14 protein-coding genes are annotated in these 17635 nt (G+C 42.7%); 7 read left to right on the top strand and 7 right to left on the bottom strand.

Annotation, left to right across the window (positions count from 1 at the left end; genetic code table 11):
- Positions 1 to 62: 62 nt before the first annotated feature.
- Both lspA and ACPZ3T_RS06665 read right to left on the bottom strand, forming a co-directional pair.
- Positions 63 to 587, bottom strand: a complete 525-nt coding sequence (lspA, locus tag ACPZ3T_RS06670) for a signal peptidase II (RefSeq protein WP_490274569.1) — start codon at positions 585 to 587, stop codon at positions 63 to 65.
- Between the two features lie 76 nt (positions 588 to 663).
- Positions 664 to 1251, bottom strand: coding sequence for a biotin transporter BioY (locus ACPZ3T_RS06665; protein ID WP_490274567.1), 588 nt, complete (start codon positions 1249 to 1251; stop codon positions 664 to 666).
- A 706-nt stretch (positions 1252 to 1957) separates the two neighbouring features.
- Here ACPZ3T_RS06665 and pstS point away from each other — a divergent pair.
- The 4 genes from pstS (at position 1958) to pstB (ending at position 5963) form a co-directional block, all read left to right on the top strand.
- The gene (gene pstS / locus ACPZ3T_RS06660; RefSeq protein WP_490274565.1) at positions 1958 to 3139 is read left to right on the top strand and encodes a phosphate ABC transporter substrate-binding protein PstS; all 1182 of its coding nucleotides are present in this window, start codon (positions 1958 to 1960) and stop codon (positions 3137 to 3139) included.
- A gap of 100 nt (positions 3140 to 3239) precedes the next feature.
- Entirely contained in the window at positions 3240 to 4190 is a 951-nt protein-coding gene (gene pstC, locus ACPZ3T_RS06655; RefSeq protein WP_490274563.1) for a phosphate ABC transporter permease subunit PstC, read from the top strand.
- 19 nt (positions 4191 to 4209) lie between these two features.
- The gene (gene pstA, locus ACPZ3T_RS06650) at positions 4210 to 5091 is read left to right on the top strand and encodes a phosphate ABC transporter permease PstA (protein ID WP_490274561.1); all 882 of its coding nucleotides are present in this window, start codon (positions 4210 to 4212) and stop codon (positions 5089 to 5091) included.
- A 65-nt stretch (positions 5092 to 5156) separates the two neighbouring features.
- Positions 5157 to 5963, top strand: a complete 807-nt coding sequence (gene pstB, locus ACPZ3T_RS06645) for a phosphate ABC transporter ATP-binding protein PstB (protein WP_490274559.1) — start codon at positions 5157 to 5159, stop codon at positions 5961 to 5963.
- Positions 5964 to 6097: 134 nt separating this feature from the next.
- Here the strand turns inward: pstB and ACPZ3T_RS06640 are convergent, their stop codons facing one another.
- The 5 genes from ACPZ3T_RS06640 to ACPZ3T_RS06620 form a co-directional block, all read right to left on the bottom strand.
- Entirely contained in the window at positions 6098 to 7660 is a 1563-nt protein-coding gene (locus ACPZ3T_RS06640) for a metallophosphoesterase family protein (RefSeq protein ID WP_490274557.1), read from the bottom strand.
- Positions 7661 to 8175: 515 nt separating this feature from the next.
- The gene (crtO, locus tag ACPZ3T_RS06635; protein WP_490277142.1) at positions 8176 to 9870 is read right to left on the bottom strand and encodes a beta-carotene ketolase CrtO; all 1695 of its coding nucleotides are present in this window, start codon (positions 9868 to 9870) and stop codon (positions 8176 to 8178) included.
- A gap of 180 nt (positions 9871 to 10050) precedes the next feature.
- Positions 10051 to 10800, bottom strand: coding sequence for an LmeA family phospholipid-binding protein (locus ACPZ3T_RS06630; protein ID WP_490274555.1), 750 nt, complete (start codon positions 10798 to 10800; stop codon positions 10051 to 10053).
- Between the two features lie 327 nt (positions 10801 to 11127).
- Positions 11128 to 12510 carry a cytochrome P450 gene (locus tag ACPZ3T_RS06625; protein WP_490274553.1) on the bottom strand — a complete coding sequence of 461 codons (1383 nt, stop codon included), beginning with the start codon at positions 12508 to 12510 and terminating at the stop codon, positions 11128 to 11130.
- A 100-nt stretch (positions 12511 to 12610) separates the two neighbouring features.
- Positions 12611 to 12766, bottom strand: coding sequence for a hypothetical protein (locus ACPZ3T_RS06620; protein WP_490274551.1), 156 nt, complete (start codon positions 12764 to 12766; stop codon positions 12611 to 12613).
- Between the two features lie 52 nt (positions 12767 to 12818).
- Between ACPZ3T_RS06620 and leuC the strand changes: the two genes are divergently transcribed.
- From leuC to ACPZ3T_RS06605, 3 genes are all read left to right on the top strand, one after another.
- A complete protein-coding gene (gene leuC, locus ACPZ3T_RS06615; RefSeq protein WP_490274549.1) occupies positions 12819 to 14228 on the top strand; it encodes a 3-isopropylmalate dehydratase large subunit in 1410 nt (469 codons plus the stop codon).
- Between the two features lie 145 nt (positions 14229 to 14373).
- Positions 14374 to 14982 carry a 3-isopropylmalate dehydratase small subunit gene (gene leuD, locus ACPZ3T_RS06610; RefSeq protein ID WP_490274547.1) on the top strand — a complete coding sequence of 203 codons (609 nt, stop codon included), beginning with the start codon at positions 14374 to 14376 and terminating at the stop codon, positions 14980 to 14982.
- A 401-nt stretch (positions 14983 to 15383) separates the two neighbouring features.
- Positions 15384 to 17597, top strand: coding sequence for a phosphoketolase family protein (locus tag ACPZ3T_RS06605; RefSeq protein WP_490274545.1), 2214 nt, complete (start codon positions 15384 to 15386; stop codon positions 17595 to 17597).
- The last annotated feature ends 38 nt before the right edge of the window (positions 17598 to 17635 follow it).

The raw sequence follows: 17635 nt of genomic DNA, 5'->3' as shown, positions 1-17635 counted from the left end.
TAAAAAGAGAGGAACAAGAAGTTTAACCCTTGTTCCTTTCTTTTTGTACTATGTATAGAGATTTATCGTACTCTACGATGAGAATTAGGTGTTTTTTGTAAAGAAGCAATCAAAAGACAAACAATACCTATGCTAATGAATGAATCGGCAACATTAAATACAGCAAAGTTAATCAACCGAAAATCGAGAAAATCAACTACATAGCCTAAAGCGAATCTATCAATACCATTACCAATAGCACCGCCCAAGATACAACCATATCCTAACTGATCCCAACGATCTAATGCTGGTCCAAATAATGCTACTGCGATGAGGATTAAACTTACTCCCAAAGATAGCCAGCGCAATAAATCTACTTGTCCGCTCAGGATACTAAAAGCTGCACCATCATTTTTGACATAGGTGAAATGAAATATACCTTGTAGAAGTGATAGGGTATGTCTATCATATGTTATCCCGGTTTTGGGGTCGCGGATCGTTTCTAGCGGCCAAAACGAAGATGCTTCTACTACCCAGTATTTTGTCAGTTGATCTAAAATAACTGCTACAAAGGCAACAATCAAGAAAATGTGATTTTTTACACGCATGAAAATAGAAATTGGGGAGAAATGAAAAAGCAGGAGGTAAGGCAGCAGGGCTTGACAGCTTTGATGGTTTTGATCACTAATAAAACATTAAGTGCCGCAACACATATGCTACTACGGTAACGGCACAAACTACACCTAGCTGGCTAGGTATCGCAAACCAAGAATATCTGAGAATAGCTTGTGTTAATAATGGGCTGTCTATACCTTGTCCCTGAAAAGCATGACTAATGATTAAATAAATAACTCCACATATATGGATAGTTAATAAGCCACAAATACAGCTAAATGCTAGCGTTTCTAGCCTTGGTCTAGCTTGAAAAGCAACAAATCCACAAATCCATGCACCAGGAATAAATCCTAGTAGATAGCCAAATTGAGATAACTTAATGTAGCCAACGCCCCCACCTCCATCAAATACGGGGTGTAGAGTTAAACCCATAACTAAGTAAGCAATCTGTGATAAAGCACCAGCATTTTGTCCTCCTAGGCAGCCTATTAACAGCACCGCACCAATTTGATAGGTGACACCTAAAGAAACAGTTTGAACTCCATGCTGACTCCAACTCCAAGGTGAGGTGATACTATATGCTTCTAGAAAAGTACCACCTATTGTCAAGAGTAAGCCAATCATAGACCATAATAATTGATTGGACGCGGCAAACATTGATGATTAGGCGAAAGGAAAAACCAATAGCAACCAGTATAGGCATTAATTATGCAACCTGCCCGTTCTATACCTTGAAGATGTGGGCTTTCTGCTCTCATCGTTATATCTATTGATTACCGCTCTAGGAGTATCATATTTTTCAGTGTGATGAATTTTGGGAATTGGTTTTTGTGCGTGGTCTTCTAGATGTTGTCTGATACTATTTTCTCGAATATAATGGTAAAATAGCTAACAACAATTATGGTATTTATGCGTGGTGGTTAGCGGGTTGATCGATCGCTCTAGGCTTTACTAAATATTTATATATTCCTGATGGGATAAAGGTATTTTTAATTTTAAGTATAAATACTTGAAATCACTGGCAATGAAGCGATCGCCAATGAGTGCGATCGCTACTTGATCAACCTTGGCTAGAGAAAGTTGATTTTTTTGTGGACAACTCGCTCATTAAAGCAAAAATTCTGCATAAAATTGACTCATAGACTTTGGTGAATACTAGTCATAGATATCAGCAGCAACATCTCACAGTCATAATCCCTGGAATGGTATAAATCTTAGCTTTGTTTCGGCTACAACAACTCAGGATATGAGTCTAAAAAAAATATATTTTTTTGCCTTTATTAACCGAAGCTTAACCTTTCAACCTACCTATAAGGAGTACTTTAGAATCGCCCATGTGGAAATTTACCCAAAACTGATAGCTATGCTTTCACGTCTACAGACAAAAAAAATTAACCGTATTCCGGCGATTGTCTCAGTATTAGCACTAACAGTTAGTTTAGCTGCTTGTGGTGGACAGCAAGCCTCAGAGAACACAGGAACTAATGAAGCTGCTCCTGGTACTGCTACAGATGCGACAGCCTCTAGCCCTGCGAAATTGGATCTTGGTGGCAATGTTTCATTAACTGGTGCTGGCGCATCTTTTCCTGCCCCTTTATATCAAAGTTGGTTCACAGACTTAAACAAAAAGTATCCTAGTTTACAAATCAACTACCAGTCAGTAGGTAGTGGTGCTGGAGTTGAGCAATTTATCAAAGGTACTGTAGACTTTGGGGCCAGCGACGTGGCAATGAAGGATGATGAAATCCAGAAAGTGCCAGCAGATAAAGGAGTGCTGTTGTTACCAATGACGGCTGGTAGTATTGTTCTAGCTTATAACCTACCTGGTAATCCTGAAATCAAGTTACCACGGGCTGTTTATCTGGATATTCTCCTAGGTAACATTAAAAACTGGAACGATCCTAAGATTGCGGCTGCTAACCCAGATGTCACCCTTCCCGATCAAGCTATTACAGTTGTGCATCGTTCTGATGGTAGTGGTACGACAGGAGTATTTACTAAACACCTGAGCGCAGTTAGTCCAGATTGGAAAAGCAAAGTAGGCGATGGTAAAACTGTGAACTGGCCTGTAGGGGTAGGTGCTAAAGGTAACGAAGGCGTAACTGCTCAAATTCAGCAAACACAAGGATCAATTGGTTATGTTGAATATGGCTACGCCAAACAAAATAACCTCAAGTATGCTGCTTTAGAAAACAAGAGTGGTAAATTTGTCGTACCTACAGACGAATCAGCTTCTAAGACACTAGAAGCAGTAACTCTCCCAGAAAACTTCCGTGCCTTTATTACTGATCCTGAAGGTGAAGAATCCTACCCAGTAGTCACTTACTCCTGGATTATGGTGTACACCAAATATCCTGATGCAGCTAAAGCCAAAGCCATAGAAGCGATGATTGAGTATGGTTTAACCGAAGGGCAAAAAATTGCTCCTCAATTGGGATATGTGCCTCTACCAGCAAATGTAGTGCAGAAAGTGGCTGCTGCTGCTGACCAAATCAGCCCAGATTATAAAATTGCCGTTGGTGATAACACAAGAGCTAGCAAATAGCCATCAAAGCTAGATTGTGGATTAGTTAATTCCCGAAACACCAAAAAACTCCGTTTGCTTCTCACATTTATTTTTGATTTCCTCTTTACAGTCAGTCCTCATGGCTACAAACTCCCAGAATCTGCCGGCAGCAATTAAAAGTCGGTCTGAAATAGAACAATCTTTAGACCGGGGTTTTATTTGGCTGACTCGTATCTTTGCCTTAGCGATCGCTGGTACTTTATTATGGATTGCCGTACAAGTTACAATTGCAGCTTGGCCAGCTATCCAACAATTTGGTGCTGGCTTTTTAGCTAATAGCGTTTGGAATCCAGTCAATGATAATTATGGCGTGTTGCCGCAAATTTACGGCACGCTAGTTAGTTCCTTTTTAGGACTACTCCTAGCAATACCGATTGGTGTTGGCACTGCTATTTTATTAAGTGAAGATTTTCTACCTGGCAAAGTACGAACTGTTTTAGTATTTTTAGTCGAATTACTCGCAGCTATTCCCAGCGTTGTTTATGGTGTCTGGGGTATTTTCGTCTTAGTGCCGATTTTAACTGACTTGGGAAGATGGCTACACAGCACCCTAGGGTGGTTGCCAATTTTTAGTACTCCTCCCACCGGGCCAGGAATGTTACCTGCGGGGGTAATTTTGGCAATTATGACTTTGCCAATTATCACTGCTATTTCTCGTGATGCCTTAATCTCTGTACCTCCTAGCTTCCGTCAAGCATCTTTGGGACTGGGAGCAACACGGTGGGAAACCATCATCCAAGTTTTGATTCCTGCTGCTTTTTCCGGGATTGTCAGTGCTGTGATGTTAGCACTAGGTCGAGCGATGGGAGAAACGATGGCTGTCACCATGTTGATTGGTAATTCTAATAATGTCAACATTTCATTGTTAGCACCAGCCAATACAATTTCATCTCTATTGGCTAACCAGTTTTCAGAAGCTAGTGGTCTGCAAGTTGCGGCCTTAATGTATGCTGCTTTAGTTTTGTTCTTTTTGACTCTTGCAGTCAATGTTTTGGCCGAATTTATAGTAATTCGAGTCAAACGAATATAACTTAGTTGTGAGTTAAATTATGACTGCTCATTTTCCTGAAAGGAGCTTAATTCGTGCCTCCAGTTCTCCTAGAACTATGTTTAATACCCTAATGACGGTATTAACATTTATTTGTGGAGGATTGGCACTTTTGCCTTTATTGGCAGTGCTTTCTTATGTTTTGATTCAAGGTTTTAGTAGCCTGAATTTGAGCATTTTTACGGAATTACCTCCAGCACCTTTGAGGGAAGGAGGCGGTTTTGGTAATGCCATTTTAGGTACACTATTAATGGTAGGTATTGGGGGATTAATTAGTATTCCCGTTGGTGTGATTGCAGCTATTTATTTAACAGAATTTAGTTCTGGTAAATTGGCGAGGTGGATACGTTTTGCTACTAACGTGCTGAGTGGTGTTCCTTCGATTATTGCTGGTGTATTTGCCTATGGGATTGTAGTTTTAACCTTAGTAAAACTGAATCTCGGCTCATATTCAGCAATTGGTGGGGGATTTGCCCTGTCAATATTGATGCTGCCAATTATTGTGAGAACTACTGATGAAGCATTGCAGTTAGTATCACAAGATTTGAGACAAGCTTCAGTAGGTTTAGGGGCGACTAATTTTCAAACTGTAGTGCAAGTGGTATTACCTGCTGCCTTACCAGCCATTGTCACTGGAGCAACATTAGCGATCGCACGGGCGGCTGGAGAAACCGCACCGCTATTATTTACGGCTTTATTCTCGCCATTTTGGCCTGATAGCCTGTTTAAACCTACAGCATCCCTGGCTGTTTTGGTTTACAACTTTGCCATTTCTCCCTTCAAAAACTGGCAATCTTTAGCCTGGGCAGCATCATTAATTTTGGTATTGATGGTGTTGATTACTAGTATCATTGCTCGCTGGGCAACTCGCCAGAAAGCTTAGTCAATATTTTTCTAGAGTTTGGAACAGATGGCTTGGCTTTCTTAAAAACGTACACAAAAAAATTTATGTCTACTAACATTACGACAGTGAATAGTACAGAAACCGTTTTAAAAACGGAAAACCTGAATGTCTATTATGGCAAATTTCTAGCTTTGCAGAATATTTGGCTAGACATTCCTAAAAATCAAGTTACAGCTTTTATTGGCCCTTCTGGTTGTGGTAAAAGTACCTTACTGCGATGCTACAACCGTCTAAATGACCTGATTGAATCATTTCGGGCAGAAGGGAAGATTTTTTATTATAACAATAACTTATACGCACCCAACATCGACCCTGTAGAAGTGCGCCGCCGGATTGGGATGGTATTTCAAAGACCAAATCCCTTCCCCAAATCAATTTATGACAACATTGCTTTTGGCGCGAAAATCAATGGTTACAAAGGCAATATGGATGAATTGGTAGAGAAAAGCTTGCGTCAGGCAGCATTATGGGATGAAGTCAAAGATAAACTGCGCCAGAGTGGTGCATCTTTATCTGGTGGACAACAGCAAAGATTGTGTATTGCCAGAGCGATCGCAGTACAACCAGAAATTATCCTCATGGATGAACCGTGTTCAGCTTTAGACCCCATCTCTACATTACGGGTTGAAGAATTAATTCATGAATTGAAAGAGCAATACACGATTGTGATTGTAACTCACAATATGCAGCAAGCCGCGCGAGTTTCTGATCGAACAGCCTTTTTTAATGTGCGTTCCACAGATAACGGAGGTCGCATTGGCTATCTAGTAGAGTATGATGCCACAGAAGTCATATTCAACAACCCCAAACAAGAAGATACGAGAGATTACGTTAGCGGCAGATTTGGTTAAATACTATCAATTGGGCATGGGGTATGGGGCATTGGGAATGGGGCATTGGGCATTGGGCATTGGGGTAAACATCTCTACCTTGTCTACCTTGTCTACCTTGTCTCCCCCGCCCCCTGCCCCCTGCCCCCTGCCTCTTAGATAATAATCGGGTCTAGCTGATAATTATGCCACTGACGCTGATACCATTCGGCGACTAGGGGACGAATGGTAAATTGGGGTTTGTCTTCTCCTGTGACATCGATGCGTACACAGGAATAGGGACGGCGTTTTTGTGAACCGTGTCCATTACGTCCGATAAAAAGATGCGATCGCGCTATTAATCTTTCTGCATTTCCCCAAGTTTCGGTTAAATCTGCGCCTTCTGTGCGTTGGCGACGTAAACTATAACCACTACCACCACAAACTAACCAATGAATGTTTGCGTCGGCGTGTCCGGTGTCTAGGGTTTGCAGATATTCTAAACAATGAGCATGACCGTTTAATACTAAATCTACCAAAGGTCTGCCTTGATTGAGTGTGCCGATAGCTTGCGCCACTGCATTGAATACTTCCCGCAAATGGCTGCGAATCGCTAAAGTCTGCGCCTGTTGCCATTTTGTTGCCTCAGTCACGTAGGGGGGATGATGAAAATAAATGACTCTCCCCCGCACTTCGGGATTATGCCAAGATGCAATTAATCTTTGTTTGAGCCAGTCTAATTGGGTGGTATCAGGGGTTTGGGGTTGATCATTAGTTAATTGTTTGCCGATATCAACAATAATTTCCTCAATTTGGGATAACTTGTAGTGAAAATCGTCTAATTGTTCGGCTTCATTGGGATTTTCGGGATTTAATTTCGCGGAAGCTTCAATAATTTGCATCTTCTCCCGTTCTAAGTCTTGCCGAAGACTGGCTAAAACTTGGCGATCGCGCTCTCCTTTTTTAGTGTGGGGTAAAGGTTGGGGTGCGTTGAATGTATTAGAGTCGAGGGCGAAAAAATCTATACCACCGTAGCGAAAAGTGTAATAACGATTGGGGATGCGGGTGAAATTTCCCGGTTGATAAACCAAAGCTCGTCCTGTGTCAGTGGTAGCGGTGTAATGTTGATCTAAATGACGGGGTAATTCTCCAGGTAAACGCAACCTTTGCAGATAATCAATAAATGCCTTAGCATAAGCATCCCCCACACCAGAACCATGTAAACCGACATCAATATCTAAGCGCGATCGCAATATATAGCGAATCGGTAAAGTTGTCAGGGACAGTAAACTTAAAACTAGGGGTAATTCATAGTAATCATGATTGCCGGGAACGGGGAGAACTGGTAACTTAAACACCATGCGATCGTAAGCAATCTGTTTAGGATACTCGCCACCTACAATTAATTCCCGGTAAGGTTTAATAAAATTTTGGTGATAATATTCACTTGAACCCACCAAATAAATCACATCCCCCGTGTGCAGCAAAAAACGACAGTCTTGATGATGGGGTAACATTAATTCTGCAACTTGTCGCTGGGGGTTATGTCCCTTATGTTTTCCCGAACCACTATCACCCACGACTAAAAAAGAAAATTCTCTCTCATCTGCTTGTCCATCTTCCAGCACCAGCCGAGTTTGATCAATATTCCGTTCTAAAATTAACGCATCTTGCCAGCGTACCCGTTGCTGCATCTTACGGATTTTCTTGGCTATTGTAGGATCATGGACAAGTTTCATTGATAGGGAGTAGGGGAAGATGGGAGTAATAGAGAATCGAGGGAGAATGTTCTTATTTTAAGTGAGAAGGTTTTAGTTTTAAGTGGGAATATTGCTGTTTTAAGTGGGAAGGTTTTAGTTTTAAGTGAGAATATTGCTGTTTTAGGTGAAAAAATTCTTGTTCTAAATGAGAATATTGTAATTCAGAACTAAAATCTTAATGTTCAGAATGATCAATTTCACATTCTAAAGGTAAATAACCTCTAATCACTGTTCACTGTATCTGAAAAACCCCTCTCCATAGAGCGAAACTTTTCTTGTAGAGTCCCCTACAAGGTTACAGTACACCCCAAAAAGTTAATTGGTGATTTTAGAGGTTCGATGCCTCTAAAATCACCGTGCTATCCTTCCCCAATCTCAGCAAAGCGGATTGAGGAAGGATAGCACAAGAAGTTCAAATTCGTAGAACTGACGTGGTATTAGGTATTTTGGTGAAGTAGGCTTACGCCTACTACAAAATTCCCAATATCGCATCTCTAACCAATGCCAAACACAGACCCAACAGTAGATTTAATTGAATCCCGTGCATCTTTTAAAGTCTGGCTTAACGGATGTTTGGTTTGCAAAAATACCCGCGCACAATTACGTCCGGGCATTCCTGAAATAGAACCACCTGGATGTGTCCCCGCACCAGTTAAAAAGAGATTATCAATGGGGGTTTTGTAATTAGCTAACTCAGGCAAAGGACGGAAAAACACCATTTGATCTAATGTCATATCAACGTGGTAGTAATTACCTTTATACGCGCCTAATCTTTCCCCTAATTCTGCGGGACTTTCGACACGACGGGCAATAGTTGCAGTTTTGACGTTGGGTGCATAGGTGGCTAATTTATCCACTACCCTATCTGCGACTTTGTTTTTCAATTCATCCGTCCAACCAGTTCCTTTCAAACCTGTACCTTCCGCGCCAGCAATTTGATAGGGGGCGAAAAATTCAATCCATACTGTATGTTTACCTGGGGGTGCAAGGGTGGGGTCAAGGAAACTGGGCATAACTACATACATAGATGGGTCAGCATCAGGAATTTCTCCCCAAGTACATTTGCTGTGGGCTTGTTCTACATGGGCAACGGAGTCTGCAATTAAAATTGAGCCAATAAGATATTCATCTTTGTGGGCGTGGTAGGGAAAGCGTAGGGGTTCATTTAAAGCCAAGTCAATTTTCAGGATAGTTTCATTGTTATTGACAATACGCCGTTCTAATCTTTCCCATAAATCGGGGTCGGCTGCATCCACATCGCTTTTATCAGTCATTTGTAAAAATAACCGCTTGGCATCAATATTAGAAATTACCCCATATTTAGCACGATATTCTCTCCCACCTGCCACCCGCACACCAACAGCTTTACCGTTATCAATTAAAACTTTTTCTACGTGTTGGTCTGTGAGAATTACACCACCTTTAGAGGTAACTAAATTAACTAAAGCTTGCACTAACGCCCCAGTACCTCCCCGTGGTCTAGCCATACCGGGGTTATGACGCATAGCCATCATAATTGCCCCAATGGCGATGGTTTTTTGGGAGGGTGGCGCGCCTAATTCTGATGCCAGTCTGGCGAGGGGTGCTTTGAGAAATTCGGAATCAAACCACTCATTGAGTATATCTTCAGCACTGGTCATCATATTACGTACAAAGTCCAGTGTTTTGTTAGGCGAACCAATGACCGAAAATAAATCTTTTAATTTGGTAATGTCGTAGTTACCGGCAATATCCATAATGGATTTTGGCGGTGCATTAAACATGGGAATCATTGCACCTATAGCCCGTTGCCAATAGTTAGTAAATTCGGCATATTTTTTGGCATCGCGTTCATTATAACGGGCAATCTCAGCACAGGTCTTTTCTAGGGATTTATGACCTAAGAAATATTTACCGTCAGGATGAGGACAGAAAACAACGGGGTCACATTCTAGGTATTCTAACCCGTATTTTTTTAATTCTAATTCTTCGACAACTGGCCCTAAATGAATAAATTCATGGTCAATTGCACACAAATTAAATTTAAATCCTGGTGCTTCTTTGGGTAAACATTCTTCAGTTGTAGCTGCACCACCAGGAACGGAACGTTTTTCTAGTAGTAGAACACTATAGCCAGCTTTGAGCAAATAAGCTGCACAAACTAGCCCGTTATGTCCTGCACCAATAATTACTACATCATATTCTTGCATATTAGTCATGAGATTAAGAGTGACCTGATAATATTACAAAGCGTAACCGAAGATTATAACCTAAATAAGTAAACTGTTCTTGATTTGCGTATTGATAGCGCATGGTTTTTTCAACTGGCATTTTTTCAAGAATAAAATTTTATACTTCCTGTATAAATGTTGACTTTATCATTATTTAAATTAGGTTAGTGAATTAGGAACTTGATTTAAATTAGCTTCTACTAAAAGTATTAAATTTTTATCTTGAATGTGCATATTTTTGATGCGGAATTTCATGTCTTCCCATTGTAAATAGGGTAAATTTACCAATTGTTTGACCTTTTGGATAAAAGACAAAATAAATTCTAAGGAAATTCCTTCTCCTTCAGTACAGTTAAATCTTTTAAGCATAATAGGATGGGAATCATTGCGGGGGAGAAAAAGAGTATTAAATCCTAGCGTATAGCTATTATTTTCTGCTTTTACCTGAACTTTGCCCCAAAGTTCAATTTCTTGCTTTTCATGTAAAAGTATACGTAAATTTTCGAGTGCGAATTTGAAGATAACTCCATCTACATTTAATTGAAAATCACTTACTAGTTGTTGGGAGAAATCAGAATTGATGTTAGAGTTAATATCTGCCTCATGCAAGATAATGCGAGCAATTAAATTGACTGGTTTGTGGAGTTGAATTTGGCCGAAAATAGCTTTCATAGGATTGATAGCTATGTCATCTGTTTTCAGCTTGATTTCTTGCACCCGAAGATTTTGTTTTGTGATTAAGCCTTGACCGGCAACTGTAACGGCATCGGCTTGTCCTTGAACTATCTTTAATAAATCAGTTTGTACATATATATCAATTTGTTCTGCGGCAGCTAGTTCATCAGATACTCTTTTTTCAGCCGCTTGGGATACTATCTGTGCTTCTAACTTGTTTTGTTGTTCGGGCATGAAGTCACATTTTTTGTTGGGAATGTCATCTGTTAATGTAGACTCTCAAGCGTTAAAAGGTAATCTATATCCTGGTATATACAAGCAGGAATAGAATTAAAGCAATTGGCAATGGAATAACATCCCGCTAGACTCTAGGCGCAGTTATGCCCCAGGCTTTACGCAATTAAAAAAGTCAGATACCATCTCGATTTCAAGCTTTGCATCTGTTGCTTATTTTTGCAGAATTGGTATTAGGTGCGTCAGTGTGAGAAAACCTAAGTATACCCAGAAGTTATTCATACTGACGCACCCTACATTTTGGATATTTTATATATTATGATTAATTCAAATACTGGTGGTTTGTAGAATGCGAGATGAGACTTGACGCTGAGTTTTCACAATCATTTGGATGGGATGGTCTGGCCCAGTGACTAAACCACGACGTTGAGGTTTCACCTCTTGACGATTAACCAGTTCTAATTCTCGCATGGTTAAGATTTTAGCGATCGCCAATTTCATTTCCCATTGAGCAAAGGCTAAACCAATACAGCGTCTAGCACCTCCGCCAAAGGGTAAGTATTCATAGGGTGAAAACTGTCTTTCTAAAAAGCGTTCTGGTTTAAACTGCTTTGGTTGGGGATATAAATCTTCCCGTTGGTGGGTTAAGTAAATTGAACCTACAATTGGTGTTCCTGGCGCAAGTTCACAACCTCCCACAGTCATAGGTGTTTTCACCCTTCTAGCAAAAGTCAGCATCCCTACAGGGTAAATTCGCAAAGTTTCCGCGCACACAGCACTCAGATAAGGTAGCTTGTAAATTGTGGTGGGGTCGGGATTATCACCCAAACTATCTAATTCTTGTAAAAGTTTTTCCTTAACCTGTGGTAATTTATGAATCCAGTACATTGCCCAGGCTATAGCGGTGGCTGTAGTTTCGTGACCTGCGGTTAACAACGTTATCAGTTCATCCCGCAATTCTACATCAGTCATGGGTTGCCCGGCTGCATCCTTAGCATCCATAAGTAAACTAAGAATATCTGTCCGTGATGCGTCTGGATGTTCCCGCCGTTCTTGAATTTCATCATAGATGAGTTGGTCGGCTTCTTCCTGGAGTTGTCCTTGTCTTCCCCAGATTTTAATCGGCCCAAAATCTCGTTGCAGTGCTGGGAAATATAGCAAAGTTATCAGCCACACCGAACTACCATTTTCTAAAATTTCCCCTAAAAGCTGTTGCAGTTTTTGGGCGCGCACTCCTTCATCTAGACCAAACACAGCCTGCATAATCACTCGTAGGGTAATTTCTTGGCTGACAGTACGAATATTAAAAGGTTGTCCTTGGGGGTATTGGCTGATCACTTTAGCAGTAATATCATTAATTATCTGACTATAGTGGCGCATTCTTTCGCCATGCAGAGGAGGCATGAGTAATTGCCGTTGGCGTTGGTGTTCTGTACCAGAGAGAGTAATGACAGAACGCTTACCCAGCAAACCCTCAAATAAATCATTTAAATCCCCTGGGGCTTCTAATTCTTTAGTATCATGACTCAAAATTTGCTGTAGGTCATCGGGGTGGTTAACAAAAACCAACGGAGGAGAGTTTTTTTGCAATTTCAGGGCAAAAATGTCACCGTAGCGTTGACGACATTCCTCCATATAAGCCATAGGACGAAAGATCCAATTCAGCAGTTGTAGAACTACTGGCGTGTTAGGGATTTGTGGTAGCTGCATAAAAACTGGTGTGAGTAAATATCATTATTTTTACGTAAATTAGTGGGCATTGGGCATGGGGCATATCAATTCAAAATTCAAAATTCAAAATTTAAGAGTTTTACTCCCCCTGCTCCTTGTCTCCCCTGTCTCCCTTGTCTCCCCTGTCTCCCTTGTCTCCCTTGTCTCCCCTGCCCCCTACTCCCTGCCCCCTGCTCCCCTGCCCCCTGCCCCCCTGCCGGCGTTGAAATTCTCCCTCAACTCCAACAACCGACATCCTCTTTTTTTGATACGATAAAAACTCTGACTCGTAACCTCACTATTGACCTATGAGCAAAGGAACGCTGTTTGATAAAGTTTGGGACTTACATACTGTTGGTACACTTTCTTCCGGGCTGACACAGCTATTTATTGGACTACACCTCATCCATGAAGTTACCAGTCCCCAAGCCTTTGCTATGTTACGGGAAAGAGGTTTAAAAGTTTTGTTTCCCAACCGCACGGTCGCCACTGTAGATCATATTGTACCTACAGATAGTCAAGCGCGTCCTTTTAGCGATCGCATGGCGGAAGAAATGATCAAGGCTTTGGAAACCAACTGTCAAGAAAATGGCATCACCTTTTATAATATTGGCTCTGGTAATCAAGGGATAGTCCACGTTATCGCCCCAGAATTAGGACTCACCCAGCCAGGCATGACTATTGCTTGTGGAGACAGTCACACCTCTAGTCATGGTGCATTTGGTGCGATCGCTTTTGGTATCGGTACAAGTCAAGTCCGCGATGTTCTCGCTTCCCAAACTCTAGCATTATCTAAACTCAAAGTCCGCCGCATAGAAGTTAACGGCACACTCAACCCCGGTGTTTACGCCAAAGACGTGATTTTACATATCATTCGCACCCTGGGCGTGAAAGGTGGTGTCGGTTACGCCTACGAATACGCCGGTACGACCTTTGAACAGATGAGCATGGAAGAGAGAATGACAGTCTGCAACATGGCCATTGAAGGCGGTGCCAGATGCGGTTATGTCAATCCTGATCAAATCACCTATGATTACCTCAAAGGTAGAGACTTCGCCCCCCAAGGTGCAGACTGGGATCAAGCCGTGGCTTGGTGGGAATCAATTAAAAGTGATGCTGATGCCGAATATGATGATGTCGTAGTCTTCAACGCCGCAGATATTCCCCCGACAGTGACTTGGGGAATTACCCCCGGACAAGGTATTGGAGTAGATCAATTTATTCCCAAACCCGAAGAATTAGCAGAAGAAGACCGCTTTGTTGCCGAAGAAGCCTACCGCTACATGGATTTATATCCCGGTCAACCAATTAAAGGCACTAAAATTGATGTCTGCTTTATTGGTAGCTGCACCAACGGCAGAATTAGCGACCTGAGAGAAGCCGCCAAAATTGCCCAAGGTCGCCGTGTAGCTGCGGGAATTAAAGCTTTTGTCGTTCCCGGTTCAGAAAGAGTCAAACAAGCCGCCGAAGCCGAAGGATTAGACAAAATCTTCCTAGAAGCCGGCTTTGAATGGCGTGAACCCGGTTGTTCCATGTGTTTAGCCATGAACCCCGACAAACTAGAAGGTAGACAAATTAGTGCTTCCTCCTCCAACCGCAACTTTAAAGGCCGCCAAGGTTCAGCCTCTGGACGCACATTGTTAATGAGTCCCGCAATGGTTGCAACGGCTGCAATTAAAGGTGAAGTCGCTGATGTCAGAGAAATTTTAGGGGTGTAAGGGGTGTAAGGGTGTAGGGGTGTAAGGGTGTAAGGGAAAGAAAAATCCCATGCCCCCTGCTCCCTGCCCCCTGCTCCCTGCCCCATGCCCCATGCCCCATGCCCCATGCCCCATGCCCCATGCCCCATGCCCCAAATAAAAAAATATGGTAAGCGAAGTTAAACAAGTTTCTGGACGTGGTATACCTTTAGTTGGTGATGATATCGACACAGATCGGATCATTCCTGCACGGTTTTTGAAAGCTGTTACCTTTGATGGATTAGGTGAAGCCGCTTTTATAGACGATCGCACTGCTTTAAATGGTCAGCATCCCTTTGATCAACCCCAATATCAAGGGGCGAATATCTTAATCGTTAACCGTAATTTTGGCTGTGGTTCATCACGGGAACACGCACCCCAAGCTTTATCTAAATGGGGGATTCAAGCCTTAATTGGTGAAAGTTTTGCGGAAATTTTCTTTGGTAATTGTGTAGCGATCGGTGTACCTTGTTTGATAGCCGAAGCAGCAACAGTTAAACAACTACAAGAATTAGTCACTGCTAACCCCCAAGCCCCTGTTACAGTTGATTTGCAAAATTTACAAGTGCAAGTCAGTGATTTCACTGCGCTGGTTACTATGAGCGAAGGTACTAGAACCGCCTTTGTTTCCGGTGCTTGGGACGCTTGTGGTCAGTTAGTTGCCAACAGTGAGAAAATTAGCGGAACGTCTAAAAAGTTACCTTATATCAGTTGGGGTAGATTAGCCGCAAGTTAACCAGATTAATATAGGTGAGAGAAAAAAGGTGTGGGGAGTGTGGGGAGTGTGGGGAGTGTGGGGAGTGTGGGGAGTGTGGGGAGTTGGGGAGCGTCGGGAGTGTGGAGGGTAATTTTTTGGATACTGAGCTAAAAATCCCACACAAAATTTCGTTCACCCGATTAATATGCAAATTTAACCCCCTTATCTCCCTTGTCTCCCCTGCTCCCTGCCCCCTGCCCCCTGCCCCCTGCCCCCTGCCCCCCACACCCTGCCCCCCACATCCCTACACCCTGCCATTTAAACTACTTATCCTTAACATCACGAAACACTGATAATTGTTAACATCCCTAAAGATGTAAAATTTCTGTTAAATTCAACGAGCATTTATATTTACTCGTAATTCTTACAAGGGACTCAGCATGACTGCAATCACACCAAAGGCATCTTCGGCACTTCCACATTTTTGCGAAGGGATTCAATATTTTGGGGAAGTGCTACCAAGTTTTGAAACTTATGGTGCGACTCCTGCAATAGAATCAGGACAAGTAGCGATCGCAGATCCTCAAGACCCTCAAGCTGTGTATCAAACCTTACTCGCTGCTGATGCTCTGCGCTACCTAACACTACAAATCACTGGTAGTAAGGCATCTGGACACCCCGGCGGATTTGCTAGCCAAGCGGAAGCTTACGCAGCTTTGGTCATGCTGGGGTATAAAAATATTATTACTGAAGTCGGACATCACGCACCAGGGTTTTATAGTGCCATGTTCCTTGACCGTTCTTTAGAGGACATGGGCATATTTACAGTACAACAATTGCGCGATCGCTTCCGCGAAAAGCATGGACTTTTAGGACACCTTTCCGGTTACATCCCCGGTATTCTCGCACCTGCCGGCCCCTTGGGACAAGGACAGCACTTTGCAATGGCGGCTGCACTCCTCCACCGTGATAAACTTTTCCCCTTCACCCTCGGCGACGGTGGACTAGGTGAACCCTACATCATGAGTTCAATGGCGCACTTTAACACCGCCTATCCCAACGCTACTAACTTCTTACCCGTGTTGGTGTGGAACGGTTACAGCCAAGAACATCACAGCATGGTTTCCCTGAAAACCAACGCACAGATGACAGCCTACTGGCAAGGTAACGGTTTTGAGGAAGTCATCTTAGTTGATGCCAAACAATTTGACGACCAAAACCAACCAGGAGACTATGTAGATAGTACCGCCTTTTCCTTTGAGCAACGCCTAGCCTTCACCAAAGCTGTACTCGTAGCGATGGATAAAGCCGCCCGTTCCGCCCTCAGTGGAAAACTCACAGTCTTTATTATCAAACAGCTCAAAGGTGCAGGTGTTCACGCCAGAGGTGCGAAATCTCACAACCTCTATCCGAAAGATACCTTAGACGCGCCCCACATTGTCAGCGCATTGCAAACCCGTGCATTATCTCCAGAAGCTTGGCAAATTGTCAGAACCAACGCCGAACGCGCCGGAGGTGGCCCCGCCGCTAAAACAGTGGTGACAGAATCTGAGTTCCCATTACCAGATTTAGGTACATTACCATTAGAAGAATATGCAGTAGGCGGCGAACCCAAAGTTTCAACCACCGCAATGGGACGACTAGTCGGTGTAGTCGGACAGAAAGACCAAAATTTCCTCGTCACCAACGCCGACGGTAACGAAGCATCAGGTATAGGTAACATCAACCAAGCCTTAAAGATTATCCACCCCACCACCGACGAATTATATAACCAAGCACCCAACGGGCAAGTTTACGAACCCTTGAGTGAAGATGCTTGTGCAGGTTTAGCGGCTGGTTTGTGTTTGATGGGTGCAAGAACCTTATGGTGTTCCTATGAATCTTTTGCCATCAACGGTTTACCCATTTGGCAAACCGTCACCCAAGCAATGGCAGAATTACGCCGTCAAACACCCTCAACTATTACCTTATTCACCGCAGGCGCATTAGAGCAAGGACGCAACGGTTGGACACACCAACGTCCAGAAATTGAAGCTTACTTTGCATCCATGATGCGGAACGGTAATGTATTTCCAGTATTCCCCCCTGATGCTAACAGTATCCAAGTTTGTTATGACTGGGCGTTAACAACTAAGAATAAAGGAATTGTCATCACCGCCAGTAAATCACCCTTACCAATTCGCGCCACCTTAGAACAAACTCGCCAAGGTTTAGAGGAAGGTGCAGTAGTGTTGCATGAAATTCCTGGTGGTAAGCAAGTTGTGTTTGCTGTCATTGGCGACATGACATTAATTCCCGTATTTGAAGCCGCCGCTTTCTTAGAAACTGAAGGTATCGGTGTGAAGATAGTTTCTGTAATTAATCCCCGTCGTTTATATCGTCCTCATGATGTAGCTTGGGATACCTGTTCTGAAGCTGATGGTGGTTTCATTGATGATGCGAAATTTGCTGAATTATTTGATGGTGATGCGTTAATTGGTGTAACTGGTGGTGTGGCTTCGATGTTAGAACCCATCATGTTGCGGAGTAACAGCAAGCGCGATACTTTCGCATGGAAGCGTGGGGAAACTACAGCTAGTGCTGGTGAGTTGATGGCTTTCAATGGTTTGACTGCTGAGGCGTTGACAAAGCGGGCTATTGAATTGGTGCATTAAGATTATGTAATACCCCATCTAGGTTTTTACTTGGGTGG

The organism is Aliinostoc maniaoense, from assembly GCF_058172895.1.
This window is presented reverse-complemented; position numbering and strand designations above follow the sequence as displayed.

Excerpts from the sequence above, each read along its gene's own strand:
- lspA (WP_490274569.1), bottom strand. The coding sequence starts at position 587 with ATGCGTGTAAAAAATCACATTTTCTTGATTGTTGCCTTTGTAGCAGTT.
- ACPZ3T_RS06665 (WP_490274567.1), bottom strand. The coding sequence starts at position 1,251 with ATGTTTGCCGCGTCCAATCAATTATTATGGTCTATGATTGGCTTACTC.
- pstS (WP_490274565.1), top strand. The coding sequence starts at position 1,958 with ATGCTTTCACGTCTACAGACAAAAAAAATTAACCGTATTCCGGCGATT.
- pstC (WP_490274563.1), top strand. The coding sequence starts at position 3,240 with ATGGCTACAAACTCCCAGAATCTGCCGGCAGCAATTAAAAGTCGGTCT.
- pstA (WP_490274561.1), top strand. The coding sequence starts at position 4,210 with ATGACTGCTCATTTTCCTGAAAGGAGCTTAATTCGTGCCTCCAGTTCT.
- pstB (WP_490274559.1), top strand. The coding sequence starts at position 5,157 with ATGTCTACTAACATTACGACAGTGAATAGTACAGAAACCGTTTTAAAA.
- ACPZ3T_RS06640 (WP_490274557.1), bottom strand. The coding sequence starts at position 7,660 with ATGAAACTTGTCCATGATCCTACAATAGCCAAGAAAATCCGTAAGATG.
- crtO (WP_490277142.1), bottom strand. The coding sequence starts at position 9,870 with ATGCAAGAATATGATGTAGTAATTATTGGTGCAGGACATAACGGGCTA.
- ACPZ3T_RS06630 (WP_490274555.1), bottom strand. The coding sequence starts at position 10,800 with ATGCCCGAACAACAAAACAAGTTAGAAGCACAGATAGTATCCCAAGCG.
- ACPZ3T_RS06625 (WP_490274553.1), bottom strand. The coding sequence starts at position 12,510 with ATGCAGCTACCACAAATCCCTAACACGCCAGTAGTTCTACAACTGCTG.
- ACPZ3T_RS06620 (WP_490274551.1), bottom strand. The coding sequence starts at position 12,766 with ATGTCGGTTGTTGGAGTTGAGGGAGAATTTCAACGCCGGCAGGGGGGC.
- leuC (WP_490274549.1), top strand. The coding sequence starts at position 12,819 with ATGAGCAAAGGAACGCTGTTTGATAAAGTTTGGGACTTACATACTGTT.
- leuD (WP_490274547.1), top strand. The coding sequence starts at position 14,374 with ATGGTAAGCGAAGTTAAACAAGTTTCTGGACGTGGTATACCTTTAGTT.
- ACPZ3T_RS06605 (WP_490274545.1), top strand. The coding sequence starts at position 15,384 with ATGACTGCAATCACACCAAAGGCATCTTCGGCACTTCCACATTTTTGC.